Origin of the sequence: Cyanobium sp. Maggiore-St4-Cus (genome assembly GCF_024345615.1) — a bacterium.
In the GTDB taxonomy this organism is placed as follows: Bacteria; Cyanobacteriota; Cyanobacteriia; order PCC-6307; family Cyanobiaceae; genus Cyanobium_A; species Cyanobium_A usitatum.
In genome coordinates this window covers 168,683-182,972 of record NZ_JAGQBL010000003.1, presented here as the reverse complement: position 1 = coordinate 182,972, position 14,290 = coordinate 168,683, and the positions used below count along the sequence as shown (strand labels likewise).

Below are 14,290 nucleotides of genomic sequence, written 5' to 3'. Positions count from 1 at the left end.
AGCCTTCTCAACGATTTCACTCGGTTTAGCAAGCCAGTCCAATCCGAATCCACTGATCCCGCAATATCGCCTGCAACCTCAACAACCAAAGGCCCCCTGCAGCACCCCTTGATGGATCAGATCGAGGGTGTCGTCGAGCAGGTCAGCGGCCGGTTGCTGAGAGGATGGAGTCTGCGGTGCTTGAGGCATGGCCGATCCGATCAGTCCAGGTGAGATCGCTGGGATCCGACTCACGGCCAAGCCCCTGCGTGATCTCTCGCCGCCCCAATTCAGCTGCGTGGCAGCCGAGCGGCGCCATCGCCAGGAACGCCTGGCCGGAGCGCTGCGCATTTTCGGCCGGCTGGGGTTCGGGGAAGGCGTGGCCGGCCACATCACCGCCCGCGATCCGGAATTCCCGGATCATTTCTGGGTTAACCCGTTCGCGCTGTCGTTCAACCGCGTGCGCGTCAGCGACCTGCTGCTGGTGAACCACGCGGGCGAGGTGGTGATCGGCGATCGCCCGGTCAACCGGGCGGCGTTCGTACTGCATGCGGCCATCCACGAGCTGCGTCCGGAGGTGATCGCCGCAGCTCACGCCCACTCGCCCTATGGCAAGGCCTTTTCGAGCCTTGGCAAACGGCTCGATCCAATCACCCAGGACTGCTGCATCTTTTTCAACGACCACGAGCTGATTCAAGAGGATGGCGGCAAGGTGGTGCTGGAGGAAGCAGCCGGCCAGTCCTTCGCTGCGCAATTCCTGCAGGGGAAGGCCGCCATCCACCAGAACCACGGCCTGTTCAGCGTGGGAGAAAGCGTGGATGCAGCCGCCTTCTGGTTCATCTCCATGGAGCGCTGCTGCCAGAGCCAGCTGCTGGCAGAAGCGGCCGGCAGCCCCCAGTTGATCCGGGAAGACTGGGCCACCTACACCCGGAGCCACGTCGGCAGGCCCCAGGATGGCTGGCTGGGGTTTCAGTCGTTCTGGGAGGACATCCTCCAAAGTGATCCTGAACTGCTGGAGTGACAGCACACCAGGGACTTTGCCCGCTGGGCGCCGGGTCGGTGAAAAGCCGAGCGCTCAGCGCGGATAACCTCAGAACACAGCTCCGTAGGCTGGGCCGCTGTTTGACCAGTTCACCGATTCCCGCACCGTTGATGTCGCCAGCAGACACCGGGATGTGATCGTCCGCTTCCAGCGGTTTCCGCATCGCAATGCTGCATTGGGCCGGGTGTCGAGCGCGGCGGAGCTGGCCTTCCTGCAGACGCCTGGCTCACGCTTCTGAAGCGGCTCAGGCCCTGCGAAATGATTGCGGTGACCACTGTGGCAAGGGATACCTGCTGGGCTGGTATTCCTCTGGCAGCTATTGCGTCAAGAGCCACTGAAGCCTGTCCTGCTGGCAGTTCTATGTTGCAGAACTTGCTGAGCTGCCGTGCCCCAAAGCGAGTTGTTGCGGTTCCTGGCCCAGGTGAAGGCTGATCCAGCTCTGCGGCAAATGATGGCTGATGCCCTCACCGCTGATGAGGTGTCGCTGCTGGCCCAAGAGAGGGGTTTTCTGGTCTCTGGCAGCGACATTCTGCGCTTCCACGGCCAGTCGGCTTCTGGGATCCGCATCAACCGAATCGACCATCCTGGCGAATATCCCGGCCGCTACTACTGAGTGCGCTTTAGTCCGCAATCAGTACATACAAAACAAAACCCCCAGGGTTGGCCCCAGGGGTCGTCGTGTCCTCACACGCTGGAGCGTGGAATGGGCTAGCGAAGCTGCTGACGTTGGCACCTGGGGCCATGCATTCCAGGTGTGGGGCGGATGATCCTCCTGAGGGCACCTGTGGCGGTGCAGCTGGGGGTCGATCAGTCAGGCGCACAAGGTGAGCTGCAGTGGGGAATGCTGCTCTCTTGCCCGACTGAACGACCCGCCCACATTTAGATAAAGACTGTTGGAGCAGGGGCCTGGCGTCAGCGTGCTTCTTGAACCTGGCGGGGTGGCGTGTCGTCCATGTTGGGCGCCTCCTGGGTTGATGAACACAGCATCGCTGCGCTAGCGGCTCAGCACAATCAGCTTTTAAACGCATTGCTTCTGGCTGCAAATCGGAGCAGGGTGGAATTGCTTTGTGTCCTGCAGCAGCTCAGGCCCTGCGCAGTGGTGGCGGCGTCCACTGCGGCGCGCAGACCTGCCAGCCGGCTCTGCGCTTCTGAGCCCAGAGCTTGATCGCCTCATCTCGCATCAGCTCCCTGCGGTGTTTCAGCAGCGGTGGCTCCCCGCTGGGCATCACCTCTCCAAAAGTCACCTCCAGGCTCTGGCTCCAGCGGTCGTAGCGGCAGGGCTGGAAGTGCAGCACCTGACGGCCATCACTGATCCAACCCTCTTGCGGAGACAGCGGCGGCCGGCCGGGACTGTTCGTGACGTTCATCGAGAGCTGCTCAGGCCACCTCAGGCGCCCAGCCCCGCTGACGCACCATGTCATCGGTCCAGCCATGGCAGCGGCTGGTGAGGTGCTCGCCATGGGCGATCAACCCCTGGTGCAGCTGGCAGGTCATGCAGACCTTGCGGCTGCGGGTCTTTAGCAGCACTGCCTTATCGAGGTAGGGCCACTCTTCGATGGGCTCGATGCGGGAGGGTTGAATCCGTAAAAGCGGGACTGACGACACGACGACCCGTGCATGCATACACCAGTACTAGCCCCAGAGGGGATTGAGGCAAGTGCCCGTGCTCGGGGGGTTGGTTTTGTTTCGCTACTTGCCTTCCCGGCACTCCTTGGCGCCTGATGAGGGTGATTGCGTCCTGGCAACGCCTCTACTCCTCAAGTTCCTCCCAGGCTGCCTCCAAGGCACGGTTTTGGCGTTCGGCCCGCTCGATGGCGTTAGCGGTCTGGCCGATCGCCTCCAACAGAGGTCCGGCCACGTGGGCGAGCTCTGAGGAGTAAGCGGCGATTGTGCTCCAGAAGTTGTCTTGTGCTGCAACGGGGGGCGCTGAACTGCTGCGGCGCTTTGTTTTGTGGCTCATGGAGATGACGTCGATGGATACGGTTGAGTGACTAGTTCGTGGCTGTGGCTGAGGCCTATAGGCAGGGGGGTACTGGTTGGGATGAGCGGAAACTTTCGGATCGGGGATGAGCCCCCTGCCTTTTCATGGCGCCATCGGCTCTGGATTCGTGATGCCATCTGCTGCTGCGACAGTTGGCTCCGGGGCGATTAGATCAGCCGCCTGCCGCGCAGCGCTAAGCACCTGAAACAGCACCGACGGCTTTTCACGCAGCAACTCTGCCCAGTGGGCGAGGTAGGCCGCATGGTTCTGGAAGTCCGAGCTGATTTGCAGCCGCTGGCAGACGATCACTGCCCCGAGCTCGGCCACCAGCTCTTCTTTGGCATAGGCAGAGCTGCCCATCGCACCGCTCTGTGCTCGCTCCAGCCGTGAGGGATGGCCGGTGGAGTGGATTTGCTCATGCGCCCAGGTGGCGGCGTAGGCCTCCCGGTGTGAGAAGGCTTCCGGCAGTGGCATGGCGATGCGATCGGCACCGGGGCAACCCCAGTCACGACATCAGTGAAGCCTTAGACATCTGCCACCCGTTGCTGGAGTTAACCGGCAGAAGTGTAGATAAACAAGCAAACAGGAGAACCAGATCTGGTCCTCGCGCTACCCTTAATCAAGACCGCTTGAATGGCAGCCTGGGCGCGCGATCTTTCCTAAAAGCAACTGTCATCACCTATTGTACCGAAAATCTCTGCGAACCTGCAACCTTCCTGGTTCCCAAGATCTTCCCGTCAGACCACTAGCCAACGAGTCCTCGCTGGAACTGCACTAAGGAAAGAGGAAAGAATGAAGAGTATTACCCTCACCAAGGGGATTTGGGTCGCCGGTTTAGCTTCCTTGAGTCTCGTTCTGACTGGCTGCACGCCCAGCGTGACCAAGTCAGTAGCGGAGACAACATCAGCGCCGGCCGCACCTGCAGCAGTGTCTGTTGGAATCGCATACAACAAGGCTCTATACGAACAGCTTCCCCAGGACATTAAAGACAAGGGCTACATAGTCTTGGCAACTGATCCAACGGACCCTCCACTTGAGTTTTATGACGAGGGAGGCGTTCTCGTTGGTTCGGAAGTCGACATGGTGGAGGCTCTAGCCACGATTCTCGGTGTTGAGATTCTGCTAACCGTGTCTCCTTTTGGAAACATCATCCCCGGTGTCGAGGCAGGACGCTTCGATGGCGCAGTCTCCGGATTTGCGGACCGTCCCTTTAGACAACAGGTTGTTGACTTCGTAAATTACTTCACCACCTCAAGAGGCCTCTTAGTTCTCAAGGGTCAACACCCCGAGTTGAAGGAAGCAACGGCTGAACTATGTGGAAAAGCGGTAGCGGTCGCCTTAGCGACCTCAGCGGCTGAGAATGTGGCTAGGCAAAGCGCAGCCTGCATCAAGAGTGGCAAAGCGAAAATTGATATTCAAGAATATCCAACCCAGGCAGATAGTGTAACAGCCGTACGCTCGGGACGTGCTGACCTAACTTTCTTTGGCGCACATGCAGCCTCATGGATCGCTAAGCAAACAGAGGGTGAAGCGGACGAGTTGGAAGTCTTCCTTCGCCCCGAAGATGGAAAAGACATTAACGGGATCCTGCTTCGCAAGGGAGATCTCGCACCAGTGTTCCAAGCAGCTATTCAGCAGCTAATGGACTCGGGTGATTTTGAAACTATTTGGACCAAATGGGGACTTCAGAACGTTATTCTCTCCACTGCAACAATCAATGCTGGAACTGTTGGCAAGTAGCACATAGAGCACTATGCCTTGCCGGGCTATTCAGGCATGGCAAGGCATAGCGTTTCTCCAAATACATTTCGAGTCACTGACTGAAAGTAGAAGGCTATGCCAGAAGATAAACCAGCCCACGAGTTGCCCCCGATACCCGCTCGTCATCCTGGCAGGCGGGTGGGATCGGTCATAGTTCTTCTGATTGCGGCCCAAGTTCTAATATCGGTCATCACCAACCCACGCTTTAAGTGGGACATAGTAGGCGAGTACCTTTTTAGCGGCATCATCCTCAGTGGCGTCCGACTAACCATTGGTCTGACATTGATAGCGCAACTGCTTGGAATTGTTGTAGGAGTGGGTCTTGCTGTTATGAGGCTCTCCCCCAACCCCACCGTGGCTCGCTGTGCCTGGGTGTACCTGTGGCTTTTCCGAGGGACTCCGTTGTTGGTTCAGTTGATTTTCTGGTACAACATTTCAGCGCTCTACCCAGAATTCACCATAGGGCTACCATTCCTTGAACCCTTTTTGTCATTTAATGCAAACGCACTCATCACACCGCTTGCTGTTGCCATTCTCGGCTTGGGTCTAAATGAGGGGGCATACATGGCTGAGATTGTTCGCGGTGGGATTCTCAGTGTCGATTCGGGGCAATCTCAGGCAGCAAAAGCCCTTGGGATGACGCATTCCCAGACGCTGCGAAGAATAGTCCTGCCTCAGGCTCTTAGGCTCATCCTCCCTCCCACCGGCAATCAAACAATACTTATGCTGAAGACTACCTCATTGGTTAGCATTTTGGCACTTGCCGATCTGCTCTATTCCGCGCAGTCGATCTACACGCGTACTTTTCAGACAATTCCGCTTCTTATTGTGGTTAGCCTTTGGTACATAACGATCACGTCAGTGCTCACCGTCGGGCAAACAATTCTTGAGCAAAAACTTTCGAATGGTAGCTCTCGGCAAAAGCCACCGCAAATGCTGCGGTGGCTACTCGGCGGTATCGTGCGACCGCGGCTAAACCAGCGCCTTGATCAAAAGAACCTGGAGAGTAGCGATGGTTGAGCCAATGTTGGTTTCCGAGGGCGTCAGAAAGTCATACGGGAGCTTAGAGGTGCTTTCTGGGATTGACCTAGTGGTAATGCCCGGCCAAGTAACCTGCTTGATAGGACCCTCCGGGTCTGGAAAGTCCACCTTTCTGCGATGCGTAAATCACCTCGAGTCGATTGATGGCGGTCGGCTAGCTGTAAACGGTCAGCTCGTGGGGTACCGGGAAGAGAAGGGGCGGTTGCACGAACTCAAAGAGCGAGAGGCATGCAGGAATCGTGCAGTTGTCGGTATGGTTTTTCAGAATTTCAACCTATTCCAACACATGAGTGTCCTTGAGAACATCATTGAGGCACCGCAGCGAGTTCTCAAACTATCCAAAGAGGATGCGATTAATTCGGCTCGAGAACTTTTGGCCATGGTTGGTCTGTCCACACGAGGCGATAGTCTTCCGAGTCAACTTTCTGGAGGACAACAGCAAAGAGTCGCGATTGCTCGTGCTCTTGCGATGAAACCAAAATTGATGCTTTTTGATGAGGCCACTTCTGCCCTGGACCCCGAGCTAGTCGGCGAAGTCCTGTCAGCCATGCGAGCTTTGGCTGCGTCTGGAATGTCGATGTTAGTCGTTACCCACGAAATGGGGTTCGCCCGTGAGGCGGCCGACGAAATGGTATTCATGGATGCCGGCATGGTCGTGGAGAGAGGTTCCCCCGACCAGGTGCTAGATAACCCACAGCAAGCTCGCACGAAAGCGTTCCTAACTAAAAGGCGGTGACCATATTGCAGGTTCTGGGTAACATTTAGCTGCTTTCAAGGAACAGAGCGCAAACGTTACTCCAGCATCCTTGAAATTCCAGACCGTCGACCCCTAACCGCCGTATCTACTTTGCGTCCAAGGCCTTTCCCTCGACTGCGGAATACCAGGTAATGAGTGAGGTTGTCTTGGTGGCAATAGTGCTTTCGCCAGCTAGTAAAGGTTTCCCATATGGGAAGACTCTCAGCCCTACCTACTGATTTGCATCCACCACCCGGTACCTGGGCCATCGGCCTGCCAGCGGGCTCCCATGTTCTTGAGGGAATAGCGCACGCCCTTACCGCTGCCGATTGCTGTACGTGTAACCCCCATACCACCAGATGGGCTTCTCCGTAGGGGAGCTGGGCTGGCTAGAGCTGGAACAGGAGCGGCCGCGGCGGCAGTTCTGGCTGATGCCGCTGATGCACTCGGAAGAGCTGGCGGTGCAGTAGGCGGCGCTGCCGCTGTTTGAGCGATTCAGCGATCCGCGCACCGCCGACTTCGCTCGCCGGCACCGGGATGTGATCGCCCGCTTTGGCCGCTTTCCCCACCGCAACATGCTCCTGGGACGGGTGTCGAGCGCAGCGGAGCTGGCCTTCCTGCAGACGCCGGGCTCACGCTTCTGAGCCGTCGGGGCCCTGGCTAGCGGGCAGATGGCCGGTTTTGACCCAGATGGTGCAGCCCGCTTCACTCCAGGGGCGGTGCACACTGCCGGGCGGATTGCGCAACCAGCTGCCGGCGGGATAGCTGCCGTGTTCGTCCTGAAACACGCCAGCGAGCACGAAGATCTCTTCGCCGCCGGGATGGCCGTGGGGCTGAAACACCGTGCATGGGGCCCAGCGCACAAGGGCGACGTGCTCCGAGCCAAAGGCGTGTAGGGGCATCACCTCCAGGCCGCGCACCAGACCTGGCACCCAGGCTGCGTTAGTGGTGTCGATCACTAGCCGCCGCTGATCGGCCGGGTGCATCTGGTGGAGCTTCACCAGGAGCGTGCAGCCCTGGTCGCTGAAGGGAGCATGCTTGCTGCCGGCCGGATTTCGCAGGTAGGTGCCGACTGGGTAATCGCCGTGCTCATCGGAGAAGGTGCCTTCCAGCACCAGGATTTCCTCGCCGCCGCCATGGACGTGGCGCTCAAAGCGACTCCCCGGGGCGTAGCGCACGATCGACGTGGCTCTGGCCACTTCCTCGCCACGGCGATCGAGCATCCGCCGCTCCACCCCCGCCATCGGGGAGGGCATCCAAGCCAGGGCGTTGGTGTCGAGCACCGCGCGCTGGCCGAGGTCGGCATAAAGCTCCATGGCCCCGATTCTGATCAACCCGGCGACAGAGGCGTTGGCGGGCTCCACTGCGGCGCGCAGACCTGCCAGCCCTGCTGGCGCTTCTGGGCCCACAGCTTGATCGCCTCATCTCGCATCAGCTCCCTGCGGTGTTTCAGCAGCGGTGGCTCCCCGCCGGGCATCACCTCTCCAAAGGTCACCTCCAGCTTCTGGCTCCAGCGGTCGTAGCGGCAGGGCTGGAAATGGAGCACCTGACGGCCATCGCTGAGCCAGCCCTCTTGTGGAGACAGCGGTGGGCGGTTGCGATCGCCGATTCGCATGGCCTGCTCAGGCCACCTCCGGCGCCCAGCCCCGCTGACGCACCATGTCGTCGGTCCAGCCCTGGCAGCGGCTGGCGAGGTGCTCGCCATGGGCGATCAGCCCCTGGTGCAGCTGACAGGTGAGCACTGGGATGCAGTTCACCCCGGCGTGGTGCCTAAACCAGTGGCAGGTCATGCAGACCTTGCGGCTGCGGGCCTTCTGCATGGTGCCCTCATCGAGGTAGGGCCACTCCTCGATCGGGATTTCGAGCCGGGCATTCAGTGCTGCGGGCCGGGGGAGAGGGGCACCCATGAATCATGACTAAAGCGTACGCATGTACTAGCACGGTTGAAGGGCCTTCGCTGCCTTCCCCTTGCGCCCTCGATACGGTGCGCTCAGTGGATAAGGGCCGATGTTGCGCGAGCTTGTTCTGGCCATCGGCATCCCCCTGGTCCTGCTGCTGCTGGCGGTGCTGGCGATGGAGCAGTGGCGTGAGCAGCTGCCGAATTGGTTGCAACGATTGGCCGAGCGCCCGTCCTGGCTCTGGAACACCGGCATCGGGCTGATCATTGGCCTGTCGCTGCTGCGCTGGTTGCTGCAGCGCTGAGGCTGGATCTGGCTAGGTTCAAGGAATAACGAGGAACCGGCGGTGTCGTACAGGATCCGTTTACTGGAGACAGAGGAGGGTTGGTCGGTGAGTTGCCTGGATCTGCCTGGCTGCCACTCCCAGGGCGAGACCCGGGAAGAAGCTCTTACCAGCATCCGTGAGGCGATTGGTCTTTGGCTTGAGGTGGAGGCAGAAGAAGCCGGTATCAAGCAGGTGGAGACGCTTGAGCTGGCGATCTGAATGCCTCGCTTGCCAGGCATCAGCCAAAAGGATGCGGTTCGTGTGTTCCAGAAGTTGGGCTACCGCATTGTGCGGGAGTCCGGCCACTTGATCTTGAGCAATGGAGAACGCCGGCTGGTGATCCCGCGTCATGACCAGATCAACGCCATCACCATGGGGGCCATTGCCCGTGATGCCGGCTTAACTCCCCAGCAGTTCCGCGAGCTGCTCTGAAGGTAGGCAGACCTATCGCGAACAGGAGAGTGCACCGGCATCAACCAACCGCTTGGTGTGGTTCTGCAGTGCGCACCTATCAGTGCGACACAAGAAACGCCTCAATCCAGTCTTGGTGGCGCCGAGACTGAGCTGATCGGCCTTTGGTGATGAGGTCCTTCAGTGGACGGTGGCTGTGCCCAGGTTTGATTCAGTGCGGTGCTCCAGTCGCTCAGCGAGCCACACTTTGATGATCGACTGCCGTGTCATGCCAAGGCGAGTTGCCTCACGATCGAGCTGCTCGACCATCCAGAGGGAAAAATCCACATTGACGCGCTTCTGCTGCAGGCGGGGCCGCGTAGCGGCGTCGAGATCGAGTGCGCCGAGCTCGGCGTCACCAGCATCGAAGCGACGATCGAATTCAGAACTTTTCATAGAGCTGGACCTCTTCCAGGCGGGAGCGACGGACAGAAATGAGACGGATGGCCTGACTGCGATGGGTGATGACGGCTGACCAGTGCTTGCCATGGATCTGAAGGATCGTTCCACAGAGCCTGGGCATCGACTTCGTCGATGCCGTGCTTCGCCTAGTTGGCCTTGCTCTTGAGCGGGTCGAACTCATATTCCATAGAGTTCAAAATCCATACCTTTTTGGCGCAGAGGATTGGACGCTCTGCCGTATTGGGATAGCGGTATCACTGAGATGGCCCTAATCCCCTGATTCAGTTTTGGCCTTCACCTGCGTTCACTAGCGCCAGGCGGAGTGACGGCACCCTCTGGAAACCGGCATCGCCGGTGACCATCACGGCGCCGGCACCAAGCTGCAGACAGCTGGCTGCCTGCAGAGCATCGGGGGTACGCAAGTTGTGCTCGGCCCGTAATTGCGTGGCCTGCTCCACAACAGCTGGGCTGAGCTCCACCCACTCCAGATCCAGGTGCAAGAAGAAGGCATCGAACCGGGTAAGGGCCTCCGCATCCCGCCGGCGCAGCGGCCCAACTCGGCACTCCAACCAGCTCAGGCGGCTGATGGCCAGCTGCAGGCCGCCTGCGGAGGTCTCTGCCGTTGTGGCCAGCTGCCGCAGCTGTTGCTTCAGCGCCTCGGCCCACGCCTCTGTTCCTTCTACGGCGTAGATCACGGCGCTGGCATCGAGAAAGGCAATCACCACTCGCGTTCCTGCCGCAGCTCAGCGTCGATCTCCTGCTTGCTCCGGGCTGTCGCTGCTGAGGGCAGGGCAAGCAACCAGTCCAGGCAGCTCGGCCCTGCAGCGGCTGGACGATCGGCCAATCGCCGCAGGCGGTTGTATTCAGCTTCACTTAGCACTACGGCCGTTGGGCTGTTGCGCTTGAGCAGATGCACTGGACCAGCACGTAGGGCTTGCTCCACCGCCGCGATGCCGCCCCGCTTGAGCTCGGCCGAACGGAGCACATTTAGGGGCTGGTCGGCCACGGACAGACTGAGCAGTCGATGGGGCAACTCTAGGCCGCCTAGGCGTGGGTTGGTACTGAAAGCAGTACTGCTTTGCCATGCGGCCCTGATCCCTCAGGGGGGCTGTGGTTGCTGAGGCGTAGATCCAGGCGGCATCAGCAGCAGGCCAACGTGCCCACAGCTGGCCCCATGACATTCCTGGATTCAGCGCAGGTGAACAGAGCGTCTCACCCCATCAACCCAGCAACAGCCGTAGGAACTGATCACTGAACTTCACTGCTGTATTCCAGTTCTCCGCCTCGCTCACACCAGAGCTGCGGGTGGGCTTAAAGCTGTGGTCACCACTAGGTATCCAGCGCAGCTGTATCTGAGGCGAAAGGCTGTAGGAGTCAACCTCCTCACGGCGCCCAAAGCTGTCGCGTTCGCCCTGCAAGATCAGTGCTGGCGTCTGCAGGGTGGCTAGGTGCTCGGTGCGTAGCTGCAGCGGTTTGCCTGGTGGATGGAAGGGATAGCCAAGGCAAAGGCAACCCCTCACTCCATAGCTGGCTGCAAGCTCATCCAGCAGCAAGCTCGCTACCCGGCCGCCCATCGACTTGCCGCCAATAAACAGGGGAAGGTTTGGATTGAGCCGCCTCTCCAGCTGCACCTGCTCGCGTAGGGCCTCCTGCAAGACAGGCATTCGATCGGGCCCTTGGCGGCGCTCAAGGATGCGCTGCCGTGCCATGTAGGCAAATTCAAAGCGCAGCACCCGCCAGCCGTGTTGCGCCAGGCCGCTGGCGATAGCAGCCATAAAGGGGCTGTCCATTGGTGCACCGACCCCATGGGCCAGCACAACGCTGCCAAGAGCGTCAGCTGGACCATCGAGCAACCGAGGAGCAGCCGTATCAGCAGGATTCATGGGTTGATCCTCGCGGAGGCCGCTCGGATCTCAACAATCGCTGCTTGCCCTATTGCGACTGACATGTGGCGGTCATTGACCGCGGCGCCAGTTTGACCGCAATTTGACCGCAGGATCAGCGGGCTATCGGTGAAAAGTCAATCGGGGCGACAGGATTCGAACCTGCGACCTAGTGCTCCCAAAGCCAGATTGGCATGTTGACCCCCACAGGGTTTTTGAGTCATACCAACTGTTTTGGCTCGGGCTGTCTGGCCTTGTCGAGACAGATCCGGTAGGTTTTGGGTGCCTTTTGGGTGCCTTTGATGCCTAGGGTCAAAAACCTGGATCACTGGGCAATCTCCTTCCGTGAGCAGGTCCGGCAGCTTGGGAGCGGCTGGACTGTGCGTGAGTCGCCAAAGTCCGGACGAGTAATGCTGAAGTGGCGTAGCCCAGTCAAGTCCGCTGGGCAGAGCAGCAATACCGAGCAGGCCGTCACCCTCCCCTTCTCGTGGACTGCTTCGTCTGCTGGTGACGCCTACGTCCGCATCCGCAACATCTACGCGCTCGTCCAGAAGGGTCACACCCTCAAGCAGGCAGAAGAGGTGGCAGCCGGCAAGGCGCCAAAGCTGATTGAACAGCACGACTGGCCCGGTGCACTGGAGCGTTTTAAGCAGCAAAAGCTCAGCCACGGCACTGCCATCAAGCCCGAGACATGGCAGACGAAATATGTCCCTGTACTTACAGAAGCTGTTGGCCAGCTCACTAGTCGTAAACCACCCACGACGCCAGAGGACCTAATCGATGAGTGCATTAGGAAATGGGAGCCTGGCAGTCGTAGCCGCCAGGAGCGTGCACGCAACCTTGCTCAGTTCCTGAGGTACTGCGTTAGCCGCGAGCGACTGCCGGCGATCTGGCAGCCACCAGCTGACCTCAAGGATGCGATTGGGCGCAAGCCTGCCAGCGCCATCAGCCAGAAAAGCAATGCAATCACTGACCGGCAGATCCTCAACCTGCTTGCCTCCTTTCCTGATGATGAGGCTGGTGGGCGCTGGGCTGATGTGATCCGGCTGATGAGTGAGCTGGGCCTGCGTCCAGTTGAGCTGCTCCACCTGAGTGTCAGGACTGACCCCAAGACCAAGACGCCTTACTGGTGGTGCAGTTACGAAAAGCGTTCTGGTGGAGGGGTTACCAAGCCACGCAGGCTGTGGCCACTACCGCTTGTCGACGCAGCACCGCTAGGCGAGCTGGATAGACCAGGCGATGTAGCAGTGGAGTGGAACTTGCTCCCGCGCTGGCAGGCTCGGCTTATCGAGCTGCCGGCGTTGCGTTCAGGTAATGGTGCTGCCGATTCCATTGCCACCTATCTGAGCCGGCGAGCTGGCTGGAAGTCACTCAAGGAGCAAGTGGAGTCCCAGGGCGAGAGGTTGACCTGCTACTCCTTCCGGCACAGCTACAGCGTGCGTGGTCATCAGCGCGGCATCGATAACGGCTCGATGGCGCTGGCGATGGGTCACAGCATCGAGGTTCACTGCCGCAGCTACCCCTGGGCAACGGAAGCTGGCGCAGAAGCTGCTTTTGCCAAGGCCAGCTCAACACTTAAGTCGCCAGGTGCAGCGCTCGAAACCACTAGCTAAATCGCTAATTCAAGTGTCTGCACCTTTCTAAAGCAGGCTTCGTTCATGGCTTCTTCGCAACGCTCCAGCTGATAAAGAAGTGGGCTATTAGAACTTGGGAACTTGCGGCGGTAATGCACTCCCACGATGAGAAGTCCCGCAGTCCTCCAGCGTTGCAAGGTGCGCTCACTGATGCCAAGGTGTACTGCAGCCGCCCGCTGTGGAATCCAGGTCGCACCACTAGGTGGGTCTTTCAAAGCTGGCTTGCTTTTCATGGGACTAGGTAGTAGTTGGAGGTTCAGCCAGGACGGTGCGGGCACGTTTAAGCAGCTTTACGCTTTCTCGATACCAGTAGTAATCTTCTAGCTCAGAGTATTGATTCGCCTCTTCCATTTGTGCGTGCATGTATGCCAGGTGGCCAGCAAGGTCAGCGCACAAGGTGCGCAGCTCCGTGTTCATGTCTATCTCTGTAGATTGAGAAGTCATCAAAAGGGGATCTCCTGCTCACTGGGTCCCTGCTTCCACTTGGTGCTTTGGGGATTGATGTTGCCGTAGCTGGTACCACCTTGACCGTCTCGACCCTTGCCATTGATGTAAAAGCCTTGGACTTCGATTTCGCAGTTGCTGCTGTAGTCCCAGATCTTGCCGGTTTTGTGACGGGTTTCATCATCTGCCATGTTCAAAACGTATTGAGCAAAGGCAAAGGCCGATTCAACCGGCACAAACAATGACATTGAGATTGGGCTTTTACCGGTTTGGTCGTACTTGTTTTCGCTGGTGCTCCACTTGATTACCTGAGGCAGTGCTGCTTTGAAGTCACTCATGATTCTGTGAAAAAGGATTCGTAAAGGGAACGGGTAAAGCTGCTAAAGCTGTAGCCGTGATCGCGGCAGTAAATCCAGGCCTTGCGATATAACTCGTCGGTAAGTTTTGACTGGACAAGGTTGCGGTTCTTGTATCCAGGGGTGCAGGGCCTTGGCCTCCTTTTGGTGAATTCAGCCTCCTGGCACCGGCTGGTGTGAGTCGCACCGATAGGTGCGCTATGTAAATCAGAACCGTTAGGTGCGCTGTGTAAATCCGCACTGGTAGGTGCGCTCAGTTGGTCTGCTTCTCTTTGCTCCTGGCTACTCATTCATTTACCGCGAACCTTGTCCCTAAGGAGGCGCCCGCTATGGCAGCATCAACGGGCCTGTTGCTTTG

The 14,290-nt window shown here is 59.0% G+C and carries 24 protein-coding genes and 1 pseudogene; 12 read left to right on the top strand and 13 right to left on the bottom strand.

Annotated elements, in window-relative coordinates; genetic code table 11:
- The first annotated feature begins 187 nt into the window (after positions 1-187).
- The 3 genes from KBY99_RS04240 (at position 188) to KBY99_RS04230 (ending at position 1,634) form a co-directional block, all read left to right on the top strand.
- Positions 188-1,000 (top strand): class II aldolase/adducin family protein, encoded by an 813-nt coding sequence (locus KBY99_RS04240; protein ID WP_254997522.1) that lies wholly within the window; start codon positions 188-190, stop codon positions 998-1,000.
- A gap of 97 nt (positions 1,001-1,097) precedes the next feature.
- Positions 1,098-1,259: a DUF924 family protein gene (locus KBY99_RS04235; RefSeq protein WP_315857959.1), complete on the top strand. Its 162-nt coding sequence runs from the start codon at positions 1,098-1,100 to the stop codon at positions 1,257-1,259.
- Between the two features lie 147 nt (positions 1,260-1,406).
- On the top strand, positions 1,407-1,634 hold the full coding sequence (locus KBY99_RS04230) for a Nif11-like leader peptide family natural product precursor (RefSeq protein WP_254997520.1): 228 nt from the start codon (positions 1,407-1,409) through the stop codon (positions 1,632-1,634).
- A 469-nt stretch (positions 1,635-2,103) separates the two neighbouring features.
- On the opposite strand, the gene KBY99_RS04225 is transcribed toward KBY99_RS04230, so the two are convergent.
- The 4 genes and pseudogenes from KBY99_RS04225 to KBY99_RS04210 form a co-directional block, all read right to left on the bottom strand.
- The gene (locus KBY99_RS04225; protein WP_254997519.1) at positions 2,104-2,388 is read right to left on the bottom strand and encodes a DUF1651 domain-containing protein; all 285 of its coding nucleotides are present in this window, start codon (positions 2,386-2,388) and stop codon (positions 2,104-2,106) included.
- A 10-nt stretch (positions 2,389-2,398) separates the two neighbouring features.
- Positions 2,399-2,626 (bottom strand): hypothetical protein, encoded by a 228-nt coding sequence (locus tag KBY99_RS04220; RefSeq protein ID WP_254997518.1) that lies wholly within the window; start codon positions 2,624-2,626, stop codon positions 2,399-2,401.
- 145 nt (positions 2,627-2,771) lie between these two features.
- Complete coding sequence (locus tag KBY99_RS04215) at positions 2,772-2,981, bottom strand: hypothetical protein (protein WP_254997517.1); 210 nt, start codon at positions 2,979-2,981, stop codon at positions 2,772-2,774.
- A gap of 123 nt (positions 2,982-3,104) precedes the next feature.
- Positions 3,105-3,485 (bottom strand): annotated as a pseudogene (locus KBY99_RS04210) (zincin-like metallopeptidase domain-containing protein); the annotation flags it as partial.
- A 309-nt stretch (positions 3,486-3,794) separates the two neighbouring features.
- Between KBY99_RS04210 and KBY99_RS04205 the strand changes: the two are divergent.
- The 5 genes from KBY99_RS04205 (at position 3,795) to KBY99_RS04185 (ending at position 7,184) form a co-directional block, all read left to right on the top strand.
- A complete protein-coding gene (locus KBY99_RS04205) occupies positions 3,795-4,742 on the top strand; it encodes an ABC transporter substrate-binding protein (RefSeq protein ID WP_254997516.1) in 948 nt (315 codons plus the stop codon).
- A 96-nt stretch (positions 4,743-4,838) separates the two neighbouring features.
- Positions 4,839-5,783 (top strand): amino acid ABC transporter permease, encoded by a 945-nt coding sequence (locus KBY99_RS04200; protein WP_254997515.1) that lies wholly within the window; start codon positions 4,839-4,841, stop codon positions 5,781-5,783.
- Positions 5,784-5,787: 4 nt separating this feature from the next.
- Positions 5,788-6,540 (top strand): amino acid ABC transporter ATP-binding protein, encoded by a 753-nt coding sequence (locus KBY99_RS04195; protein ID WP_254997513.1) that lies wholly within the window; start codon positions 5,788-5,790, stop codon positions 6,538-6,540.
- A gap of 359 nt (positions 6,541-6,899) precedes the next feature.
- Positions 6,900-7,010, top strand: coding sequence for a DUF924 domain-containing protein (locus KBY99_RS04190; protein WP_254997512.1), 111 nt, complete (start codon positions 6,900-6,902; stop codon positions 7,008-7,010).
- 6 nt (positions 7,011-7,016) lie between these two features.
- Positions 7,017-7,184 carry a DUF924 family protein gene (locus KBY99_RS04185; RefSeq protein ID WP_315857958.1) on the top strand — a complete coding sequence of 56 codons (168 nt, stop codon included), beginning with the start codon at positions 7,017-7,019 and terminating at the stop codon, positions 7,182-7,184.
- On the opposite strand, the gene KBY99_RS04180 is transcribed toward KBY99_RS04185, so the two are convergent.
- From KBY99_RS04180 to KBY99_RS04170, 3 genes are read right to left on the bottom strand one after another with little or no spacing between them, the layout of a single operon-like run.
- Positions 7,173-7,856 (bottom strand): cupin domain-containing protein, encoded by a 684-nt coding sequence (locus KBY99_RS04180; RefSeq protein ID WP_254997511.1) that lies wholly within the window; start codon positions 7,854-7,856, stop codon positions 7,173-7,175. The two genes, KBY99_RS04185 and KBY99_RS04180, sit on opposite strands and share 12 nt — an antisense overlap.
- Positions 7,857-7,870: 14 nt before the next feature.
- A complete protein-coding gene (locus tag KBY99_RS04175) occupies positions 7,871-8,155 on the bottom strand; it encodes a DUF1651 domain-containing protein (protein ID WP_254997510.1) in 285 nt (94 codons plus the stop codon).
- Positions 8,156-8,162: 7 nt separating this feature from the next.
- On the bottom strand, positions 8,163-8,447 hold the full coding sequence (locus tag KBY99_RS04170; RefSeq protein ID WP_254997509.1) for a galactose oxidase: 285 nt from the start codon (positions 8,445-8,447) through the stop codon (positions 8,163-8,165).
- 100 nt (positions 8,448-8,547) lie between these two features.
- Here KBY99_RS04170 and KBY99_RS04165 point away from each other — a divergent pair, with 100 nt between their 5' ends.
- Genes KBY99_RS04165 through KBY99_RS04155 form a run of 3 tightly spaced genes read left to right on the top strand, consistent with a single transcriptional unit; the run spans position 8,548 to position 9,195 of the window.
- Entirely contained in the window at positions 8,548-8,742 is a 195-nt protein-coding gene (locus KBY99_RS04165) for a hypothetical protein (protein WP_254997508.1), read from the top strand.
- Positions 8,743-8,784: 42 nt separating this feature from the next.
- The gene (locus KBY99_RS04160; RefSeq protein WP_197153641.1) at positions 8,785-8,982 is read left to right on the top strand and encodes a type II toxin-antitoxin system HicB family antitoxin; all 198 of its coding nucleotides are present in this window, start codon (positions 8,785-8,787) and stop codon (positions 8,980-8,982) included.
- A complete protein-coding gene (locus KBY99_RS04155) occupies positions 8,983-9,195 on the top strand; it encodes a type II toxin-antitoxin system HicA family toxin (RefSeq protein ID WP_254997507.1) in 213 nt (70 codons plus the stop codon).
- Between the two features lie 159 nt (positions 9,196-9,354).
- Here KBY99_RS04155 and brnA read toward each other — a convergent pair whose 3' ends face one another.
- The 4 genes from brnA to KBY99_RS04135 form a co-directional block, all read right to left on the bottom strand.
- Positions 9,355-9,609 carry a type II toxin-antitoxin system BrnA family antitoxin gene (brnA, locus tag KBY99_RS04150; RefSeq protein ID WP_254997505.1) on the bottom strand — a complete coding sequence of 85 codons (255 nt, stop codon included), beginning with the start codon at positions 9,607-9,609 and terminating at the stop codon, positions 9,355-9,357.
- Positions 9,610-9,896: 287 nt separating this feature from the next.
- On the bottom strand, positions 9,897-10,340 hold the full coding sequence (locus KBY99_RS04145; RefSeq protein WP_254997504.1) for a type II toxin-antitoxin system VapC family toxin: 444 nt from the start codon (positions 10,338-10,340) through the stop codon (positions 9,897-9,899).
- A complete protein-coding gene (locus KBY99_RS04140) occupies positions 10,334-10,621 on the bottom strand; it encodes a hypothetical protein (protein WP_254997503.1) in 288 nt (95 codons plus the stop codon). Before KBY99_RS04140 ends, KBY99_RS04145 begins: the two co-directional genes overlap by 7 nt.
- A 214-nt stretch (positions 10,622-10,835) precedes the next feature.
- Entirely contained in the window at positions 10,836-11,498 is a 663-nt protein-coding gene (locus KBY99_RS04135) for an alpha/beta family hydrolase (protein ID WP_254997502.1), read from the bottom strand.
- 410 nt (positions 11,499-11,908) lie between these two features.
- On the opposite strand from KBY99_RS04135, the gene KBY99_RS04130 reads away from it, so the two are divergent.
- Positions 11,909-13,111, top strand: coding sequence for a site-specific integrase (locus tag KBY99_RS04130; RefSeq protein WP_254997501.1), 1,203 nt, complete (start codon positions 11,909-11,911; stop codon positions 13,109-13,111).
- Here the strand turns inward: KBY99_RS04130 and KBY99_RS04125 are convergent.
- Together KBY99_RS04125 and KBY99_RS04120 are read right to left on the bottom strand one after the other, a co-directional pair.
- On the bottom strand, positions 13,108-13,365 hold the full coding sequence (locus tag KBY99_RS04125) for a hypothetical protein (RefSeq protein ID WP_254997500.1): 258 nt from the start codon (positions 13,363-13,365) through the stop codon (positions 13,108-13,110). The genes KBY99_RS04130 and KBY99_RS04125 overlap by 4 nt on opposite strands.
- A 210-nt stretch (positions 13,366-13,575) precedes the next feature.
- Positions 13,576-13,914 (bottom strand): hypothetical protein, encoded by a 339-nt coding sequence (locus KBY99_RS04120; RefSeq protein WP_254997499.1) that lies wholly within the window; start codon positions 13,912-13,914, stop codon positions 13,576-13,578.
- Between the last annotated feature and the right edge of the window lie 376 nt (positions 13,915-14,290).